This window comes from Brasilonema bromeliae SPC951, from assembly GCF_012912135.1.
In the GTDB taxonomy this organism is placed as follows: Bacteria; Cyanobacteriota; Cyanobacteriia; order Cyanobacteriales; family Nostocaceae; genus Brasilonema; species Brasilonema bromeliae.
In genome coordinates this window covers 1-7853 of the sequence record NZ_QMEB01000276.1, presented here as the reverse complement: position 1 = coordinate 7853, position 7853 = coordinate 1, and the positions used below count along the sequence as shown (strand labels likewise).

The 7853-nt window shown below is 68.6% G+C and carries 12 protein-coding genes; 8 read left to right on the top strand and 4 right to left on the bottom strand.

The genetic code is table 11. The features are described 5' to 3' along the window. From DP116_RS30955 to DP116_RS30925, 7 genes are all read left to right on the top strand, one after another. On the top strand, positions 1-318 hold a 318-nt coding region (locus DP116_RS30955; RefSeq protein WP_211173502.1), incomplete at its 5' end, for a hypothetical protein. A 59-nt stretch (positions 319-377) separates the two neighbouring features. Next, the gene (gene crcB / locus DP116_RS30950) at positions 378-755 is read left to right on the top strand and encodes a fluoride efflux transporter CrcB (RefSeq protein ID WP_169157763.1); all 378 of its coding nucleotides are present in this window, start codon (positions 378-380) and stop codon (positions 753-755) included. Then, a complete protein-coding gene (locus DP116_RS30945) occupies positions 752-1840 on the top strand; it encodes an RluA family pseudouridine synthase (protein ID WP_169157762.1) in 1089 nt (362 codons plus the stop codon). Before crcB ends, DP116_RS30945 begins: the two co-directional genes overlap by 4 nt. Further along, positions 1840-2451, top strand: coding sequence for an FMN-binding negative transcriptional regulator (locus tag DP116_RS30940; RefSeq protein ID WP_169157761.1), 612 nt, complete (start codon positions 1840-1842; stop codon positions 2449-2451). Before DP116_RS30945 ends, DP116_RS30940 begins: the two co-directional genes overlap by 1 nt. Further along, positions 2448-3107 (top strand): HAD-IA family hydrolase, encoded by a 660-nt coding sequence (locus DP116_RS30935; protein WP_169157760.1) that lies wholly within the window; start codon positions 2448-2450, stop codon positions 3105-3107. Before DP116_RS30940 ends, DP116_RS30935 begins: the two co-directional genes overlap by 4 nt. Further along, positions 3104-3325, top strand: a complete 222-nt coding sequence (locus tag DP116_RS30930; RefSeq protein WP_169157759.1) for a hypothetical protein — start codon at positions 3104-3106, stop codon at positions 3323-3325. Before DP116_RS30935 ends, DP116_RS30930 begins: the two co-directional genes overlap by 4 nt. Then, the gene (locus DP116_RS30925) at positions 3322-4017 is read left to right on the top strand and encodes an ATP12 family chaperone protein (protein WP_169157758.1); all 696 of its coding nucleotides are present in this window, start codon (positions 3322-3324) and stop codon (positions 4015-4017) included. Before DP116_RS30930 ends, DP116_RS30925 begins: the two co-directional genes overlap by 4 nt. 15 nt (positions 4018-4032) lie before the next feature. Here DP116_RS30925 and gmk read toward each other — a convergent pair whose 3' ends face one another. Genes gmk through fumC form a run of 4 tightly spaced genes read right to left on the bottom strand, consistent with a single transcriptional unit; the run spans position 4033 to position 6618 of the window. Beyond that, positions 4033-4707, bottom strand: a complete 675-nt coding sequence (gene gmk / locus DP116_RS30920) for a guanylate kinase (RefSeq protein WP_211173501.1) — start codon at positions 4705-4707, stop codon at positions 4033-4035. A 36-nt stretch (positions 4708-4743) separates the two neighbouring features. Then, the gene (locus DP116_RS30915) at positions 4744-4941 is read right to left on the bottom strand and encodes a hypothetical protein (RefSeq protein ID WP_169157757.1); all 198 of its coding nucleotides are present in this window, start codon (positions 4939-4941) and stop codon (positions 4744-4746) included. Then, the gene (locus DP116_RS30910; protein WP_169157756.1) at positions 4938-5153 is read right to left on the bottom strand and encodes a hypothetical protein; all 216 of its coding nucleotides are present in this window, start codon (positions 5151-5153) and stop codon (positions 4938-4940) included. The genes DP116_RS30915 and DP116_RS30910 overlap by 4 nt, the downstream gene beginning before the upstream one ends. Positions 5154-5205: 52 nt before the next feature. Then, positions 5206-6618, bottom strand: coding sequence for a class II fumarate hydratase (gene fumC / locus DP116_RS30905; RefSeq protein ID WP_211173500.1), 1413 nt, complete (start codon positions 6616-6618; stop codon positions 5206-5208). 129 nt (positions 6619-6747) lie between these two features. Between fumC and DP116_RS30900 the strand changes: the two genes are divergently transcribed. After that, positions 6748-7853: ABC transporter substrate-binding protein (locus DP116_RS30900; protein WP_169157755.1), on the top strand; the 1106-nt coding region annotated here is incomplete at its 3' end.

Genomic DNA, 7853 nt, shown 5'->3' with positions numbered 1-7853 from the left:
CCGGCCTGGGCCCAGCGCCTGCCCAAGGACCTGCCGATGATCCCCAATGCCCGGCTGGTCGAAGCCGGCGGCACATCGAGCGGCAGCTGCGCGCTGCGCGTGGCGAGCTTCACCACCGACCTGCCGCTCCAGACCGCGCTTGACTGGTACTATACCCGCGCGACCGATGCCGGGTACACCGCCGAACATCAGGCGGAGGGCGATGATCATGTGCTGGGCGGAACCCGCGCGCGCGATGATGCCGCCTATGTGGTGTTCCTGAAGCCGGCCAAGCAGGGCGGCACCGCGATTGAGCTGATCGCGAACCGCGGGGCCTGACCCCCCCCCGCCTTCGTTGGGCGGTTCCCCCGGCGCGCCTTCCGCGCTAGGGCAGGGCGATGTGGAACCTGTTGCTGGTGATGCTGGGCGGCGCGATCGGTGCCGGCGCGCGATATGCGGTCGGGCGCGCGTCGCTGGCGGCGCTCGGACCCGGCTATCCCTGGGGTACGTTGATGGTCAATTTGGCGGGCGGGCTCGCCATGGGGCTGCTCGCCGCATGGCTGGCGCGCGGCGCCAGCGGTGGCGAGCCGGTACGGCTGTTGCTGGGCGTGGGGGTGCTGGGCGGCTTCACCACCTTTTCGGCCTTCTCGCTGGAAATCGTGACGATGATGGAGCGCGGCGACTGGATCGCCGCCTTGGCCTATGCGCTGCTGTCGGTGGTCGGCGCAGTGGCGGCGCTGATGGCGGGGCTTGCGGTCGGGCGGGTCCTGGCATGAGCGAGGTGCGCCAGTTCACCGTCGATGCCGACGATGACGGCATCCGGCTCGACCGCTGGTTCAAGCGGCATTTGCCCGACACCAGCTTCAACACCGTGTCGCGCTGGGCACGCACCGGGCAGTTGCGGGTCGATGGCGCCCGCGCGACGCCCGGCGACCGGGTCGCCGCCGGCCAGTCGATCCGGGTTCCGCCCCCCGAAGCCGCGCCGGCCAGCGCGCCACGGCCCGCCCGCCAGCGACCGGCGCTGAGCGAGGAGCAGGTGGCGTTCGCCCAGTCGCTGGTGATCCATCGCGACGCCCAGGCGATCGTGCTCAACAAGCCGCCCGGTCTTGCCACCCAGGGCGGGACGCGCACGCACGACCATGTCGACGGGCTGCTCGACGCGCTCCAGTTCGACCAGACCGGCCGGCCCAAGCTGGTCCATCGGCTGGACAAGGATACTTCCGGCGCGCTGCTGCTGGCGCGAACGGCGCGTGCTGCGGCATATTTCTCAAAGCATTTTTCGGGGCGCAGCGCCAAGAAGGTCTATTGGGCGTTGGTGATCGGCGTACCGGAGATCGAGGACGGGATGATCGACCTGCCGATCGCCAAGCAGCCCGGCACCGGCGGTGAAAAGATGCATGTCGATGAAGCAGAAGGCCAGCCCGCCAGGACCCGCTATCGCGTGATCGAACGCGCGGGCAATCGGTGCGCCTGGGTGGAATTGCAGCCCTTTACCGGGCGCACCCACCAGCTTCGCGTCCATATGGCAGCGATCGGACATCCGATCGTGGGCGACGGCAAATATGGCGGTCAGGCCGCGTTCCTGACCGGCGGGATCAGTCGCAAGATGCACCTGCACGCCCGCCGCATCCGGATCGACCACCCCGATGGCGGGCGGCTGGACGTCACCGCCGATCTGCCCGCCCATATCGCCGCGACGATGGACACGCTGGGCTTTGATCCGGCGCTGGGCGAGGCTGCGTTGATCGACGAGGCACCGCTGCCGCCGTCGCGCGAACGCCAGAAGGCCAAGGCGCGCCAGCACGCCAAGGCGGTGCGCAAGGAACGCCGCGGCGAACGGCGAGGGCGGGGGCAGCGCTGATGCACCCCAACCCGACCTTTCGCTGGCAGGACGAGGCCGCGGTTCGCGCCTTTGTCCGCGCGCGCAGCTTTGCCCAGCTGTTCGCGACCACGCCGGATGGACCAGCCGTGGCGCATCTGCCGGTCACGCTGGCCGACGACGACACGCTGCGGTTCCACCTGGCGCGGTCGAACCGGCTGGCGTCCCATCTGGCCGGCGCCACCGGGTTGATCGTCGTCAATGGTCCGGACGGCTATATCAGCCCCGACTGGTACGGGCTGGGCCCGGACGAAGTACCGACCTGGAACTATCTGGCCGTTGAGATCGTGGGCCAGATCGAGCTGGTCGACCATGCGGCGATGATGGACCAGATCGACCGCCTGGGCCAGGAGCATGAGCGAGCGCTGGCGCCAAAGCCCGAATGGCGGCGCGACAAGGCCGACCCCGGCAAGATCGACAGGATGGCGAGCGCGATCCGGGGCTTTCGCCTGATCCCTTCGGCCTGGCGGGCGACCGCGAAGCTCAACCAGAACAAGCCCGAAGCGGCGCGGCTGGCAGCGGCGGATGCCGTCGCGGCGCGCGGCCAGCACGATCTGGCGCAATGGATGCGGGACCCGCCGGCGCGGCCATGAACCGGCTGGCGATCTTCGACTGCGACGGGACGCTGGTGGATGGCCAGGCCAATATCTGTTTGGCGATGGAACGCGCATTCGACGACCATCGCCTGCCCCCACCCGATCGCCACGCGATCCGCCGGATCGTGGGATTGAGCGTTCCCGATGCCGTGGCCCAGCTGGCGCCCACCTTGGACGTCCGCCGCCACCTGGCGGTTGCCGAGGATTTCAAGCGCCACTTTCAGGCGATGCGCAGCAATGGCGGGCTGCTGGACGAACCGCTGTTCGAAGGGATCGCCGAAGGGCTGGCAAGGCTGGCATCGGCCGGTTGGCGCTTGGGGGTGGCCACCGGCAAGTCGGATCGCGGCCTACGCATGGTGCTGGAGCATCATGGGCTGGCGGGGCATTTCCTGACGCTGCAGACCGCCGACCGCCACCCGTCCAAGCCGCACCCGTCGATGGTACTGACCGCCATGCGCGAAGCAGGCGCTACGCCGGACGCCACGGTGATGATCGGCGACACCAGCTATGACATGGCTATGGCGGTGGCGGCCGGCGCGCATCCGGTCGGGGTCGGCTGGGGCTATCACGAGCCGCACGAACTGGCGGATGCCGGGGCTGTATTCGTCGCGGCGCATGCAACCGCGCTGTTCAATTATCTGGAGGCCCGATGACCGACGCCGACCTGCAGGCGCGCAACCGCTATTTCACGATCGTCGCGGTCAATCTGGCGGCAACGGTGGGTGCCATTTTCGGGCTGGTGCTGATGGGCAGGTCGGCAGGGCTGGAGGGTCGGCTACTGGGCGCCGCGATCCTGATCGCGGGCGTATATGTGATGGCGGTGGTGCCGCGCAGCCTTGCCCGGCGCTGGCGGACGCCACCGGGATCATGAGGCGCTTCTGGCGCGATGCGGCAGTGGCGCCGGTGCCGGACGGCTGGTCCGTCGCGCTGGACGGCAAGCCGGTGCACACGCCCGGACGCGCGCTGCTGACGCTGCCCGGCGAGCGACTGGCCGAGGCGGTGGCGGCGGAATGGCGCGGGGTTGGCGATGTGCTTGATCCGCGGGCGATGCCGCTGACCGGGCTGGCCAATGCCGCCATCGACCGGATCGCGCCGGCGCCGGAGGCATTTGCCCGCCAGCTTGCCGCCTATGGAGAAAGCGACCTGCTCTGCTATCGCGCCGACGATCCCCCGGGGCTGGTGGCGCAGCAGCATGCGCTGTGGGATCCGCCGCTCGATTGGGCCCGATCGCGCTATGACGTGGCGTTCGCGCTGACTGCGGGGGTGATGCATGTCGATCAACCAATGGCGACGACCGACCGGCTGCGGGCGGCGGTGCTGGCATTCGACGCCTTCGGGCTTGCGGGCCTTTCCCCGATCGTCACCACGACCGGATCGCTGGTGCTCGCGCTGTGGCTGACCGAGGGCGCCGCCGATCCCGATACCGTCTGGACCGCGGCCTGCTGCGACGAGGATTGGCAGGCCGATCAATGGGGCCGCGAGCCGCTGGCCGAACAGGCGCGTGCCGCCCGTCATGCCGAGTTCCAGGCGGGTACGACATTTCTGGCGCTGCTTGGCGACTGACCCGCCAGCGCCGGGTCAGCTTTTGCCGAGTTCCCGAATGAACCCGATCAGCCCCGGCTGGCGCGATCGCTTGAGCCGTTCGGCGTGCAGGATGGTCTGGACCTGTTCGAAACAGGCCTCGATATCGTCATTGACCAGCACATAGTCATAGCTGTCCCAATGGCTCGCTTCCCGCTCTGCGCGTTCCATGCGCCGCTGGATAACGTCCTGGGCATCGGTTCCGCGCGCATCCAGCCGACGGCGCAGCTCCCGCATCGACGGCGGCAAGATGAAGACCCGCACGACATCGCCGCCTTTCAGCTGAAACAGCTGCTGCGCGCCCTGCCAGTCGATGTCGAACAGCACGTCCTGACCCCGCGCCAGCATCGCTTCGACCTGCGCCTTGGGGGTGCCGTAACGGTGGTCAAACACATGCGCCCATTCCAGGAACGCCTGGTCGGCGACCATCTGCTTGAACCGGTCGGTGCTGATGAAGTGATAATCCACCCCGTCCTGCTCGCCAGGGCGAATGGGCCGGGTCGTGGCGGATACCGACATGCCCAGATTGGGTTCCGCCGCCAACAGGCGCCGCGCAATGGTCGACTTGCCCGCGCCCGACGGCGACGACAGCACGAACAACACGCCGCGCCGGTGAAAGCCGTGCGGATCTGGATCGGGGGTGAAGGCCATGGCCGCGCTTGCCGCAGCCAACGCCCCCCCGTCAACCCGCGGCAGAAGGCCTAAGGGTCAGATCCGGCCGCGTCCCTTGGCCCGATCGTAAATCTTCTTGGCCACATATCCGCCGCCCAGCACCAGCCCCAAGGGGCCCATGCGGCGCAGCGCGCCCGCCGCGATCCAGCCCATCGCGGCGCCCTTGATCCCGCCCGCGCCGTCGCGCCGGTCGATTTCGCGGCCAACCATGGCGCCGATGATGCGTCCGATCATGCTGTCTGTCCCTTCTCCATCAAGCGATCCGCTGCCTGTTCGATCCCGCGCAGCACCGCCCAGCCGACAAGATAGGTGGCGATGACCGGAACCGCCACCTTCAGCACATTGGCCGTGATCGCGCCGATCATCGCGCCGTCGGCCACGCCGTCATCACCGCTCATATTGTCGATCGCGCCACCGATCAGCGCGCCCAGTGTCGTCGCACCCAATGCGTTTCTCCTCAAGATCCTGGCTGTCCAACGCGCCAGGCGGGGACGGGGTTCAATCCCCCACCATCGCTTCCGGACGCACCAGCCGATCAAAGGTCGCCTGGTCGACCAGCCCAAGCGCCAGCCCTGCCTCGCGCAGCGTCAGCCCTTCGGCATGTGCATGCTTGGCGATCTGAGCCGCATTGTCATAGCCGATTGCCGGGGCAAGTGCGGTGACCAGCATCAGCGATCGGTCGACCAGGTCGGCGATGCGCGCGCGGTCGGGCTCGATGCCCTCTACGCAGCGCTCGGCAAAGCTGGTCATGGCAACCGCCAGCAGGTCTATCGACCGCAGGACTGCCGCGCCGATCAGCGGTTTGAACACATTGAGTTCGAGATGACCCTGGAGCCCCCCCAGGGTCACCGCCTGGTGATTGCCGATCACCTGGGCGGCGACCATGGTGAGCATTTCGCTCTGCGTGGGATTCACCTTGCCCGGCATGATCGAGCTGCCCGGTTCGTTCTCCGGCAGCCGCAGCTCGCCCAGGCCAGACCGGGGACCGGAACCGAGCAGCCGGATATCGTTCGCGATCTTGGTCAGCGCGACCGCCAGCGTGGCGAGGCTGGCGGACAGCTGGACCAGTGGATCGTTCGACGCCAGCGCCTCGAACTTGTTGGGCGCCGTGCGGAACCCAAGCCCGGTAATCGCCGCGATCTCTGCCGCGACCGCTTGATCGAACCCGGCCGGCGCGTTCAGGCCAGTGCCGACCGCGGTCCCGCCCTGGGCAAGCAGCAGCATTTCGGCTGACGCCGCATCGATCCGTTCCCGCGCGCGGGCGATCTGGTGGGCATAGCCGGAAAACTCCTGCCCCAGCGTGATCGGGGTTGCATCCTGCAGATGCGTGCGGCCGATCTTCACGATCGCGGACCAGGCACGCGCCTTTGCATCCAGCGCCGCGTGCAGCCGGTCCAGCCCAGCCAGCAGACGATGGTGCACCCCAACCGCCGATGCAATGTGGAGCGCGGTGGGGAAACTGTCGTTGGACGATTGGCCGCGGTTGACATGGTCGTTTGGATGCACCGGCGACTTGCCGCCCCGCGCGCCGGTCAGCAGCTCGTTCGCCCGCCCCGCAATCACCTCATTGACGTTCATGTTGGTCTGGGTGCCGCTGCCCGTTTGCCAGATGACCAGCGGAAACTGGTCGTCCAGCCGCCCCGCCGCGACCTCCCCCGCCGCCGTATCGATCGCATTTGCCAGATCGGCGGGCAGGTCGTGGCGCCGGTTCACCCGGGCTGCGGCCTGCTTCACCACGCCCAGCGCATGGATGATCGCGATCGGCATCCGCTCGGTCGCGGGAAAAGGGAAATTGCTGATCGATCGCTGGGTCTGAGCGCCCCAATAGGCAGTTGCCGGGACGTCGACATCGCCCAGGGAATCGCGTTCGGTACGAGTGGCGGTCACGTCGGTCTCCGGAATCTGGGGCATTGATCCGCCTAGCTTGGGGGCGCGGGCGGATAGCGCAAGCCCGTACCGCCCGTCCCGACACGAACGGGATTCCATTTGCCGGGTACAAACGATAGGAGCCGGGGGTCCCGTCGTCTGTCGAGCAGCCTGATGCCCCGACGCCTTGCCCTCCCGATCCTGACCCTTGCGATGCTGACCCTGCCGGCCCTGACGGGGTGCGACCGCAGCCAGGATGACCAGCCGGTAGACGTCAGCGTCATCGGCGGCAGCATCGACCTGGCCGACCCCTCGCGCCGCGCGCTGACCGAACCGCAGCGCGTCGCACTGGCCGCGACCGCACAGGGGCTGGTGAGGTTCGATGCCAATGGCCAGGTCGAACCGGGGTTGGCCCAACGCTGGATCGTGATCGACGACGGCGCCAGCTACATCTTCCGCCTGGCCGAGGCCGAATGGCCAGACGGTTCGCGGGTCACCGCTGGCGACGTCGTCGCGGTGCTGGATCGGGCACGCGCCGACACCAGTGCCAATCCGCTTCAGCCTTTCCTCGCCAATATCGAGGAAGTGGCCGAGATGACGCCGCAGATCGTCGAAATCCGGTTGCGCCGCCCGGTGCCCAACCTGTTGCAGTTGCTCGCCCAGCCCGAGCTTGCGATCGTCCGGTCGCGTGGCCTGGTCGGCAGCGGCCCGTTCCGCTTCATGGAGCAGCGGCCGGGACTGGTTACCCTGACCCCGGTGTTCGATCCGCAGCGAATGCCGGAAAGCGAAGAGCCGCGTCCTGCCGATCGGGTGCGCGTGCATGGCGAGCGCGCAGCGATGGCGATCGCGCGATTCGTGGCAGATCGGGCGGACCTGGTACTGGGTGGGCGCTTCACCGATTGGCCGCTGCTGGGCATGGCGGGCATCCAGGAAAGCGCGCTCCGCATCGATCCCGCCGCCGGCCTGTTCGGCTTTGCGATTACCAGACGCGAAGGCTTTCTGTCGACCGCCGCCGGCCGGCAGGCGGTGGCGATGGCGATCAACCGGCCCAGCCTGCTCGCAACCTGGCGCAGCGACTGGGCGCCCGCCGAGACGATCCTGCCCGAAGCGCTCGATTCGGCGCGGCCGCCCGCCCGGCCCGACTGGGCGGGGCTGAACCAGGACATCCGCCTGGCGCTCGCGCGGACGCGGGTGCAGTCCTGGGCCGCCGACAATGGCGCGCCGGTCGTTCGCATCCATGTACCCCCTGGCAGCGGGGGCACGTTGCTGTGGGCACGCGT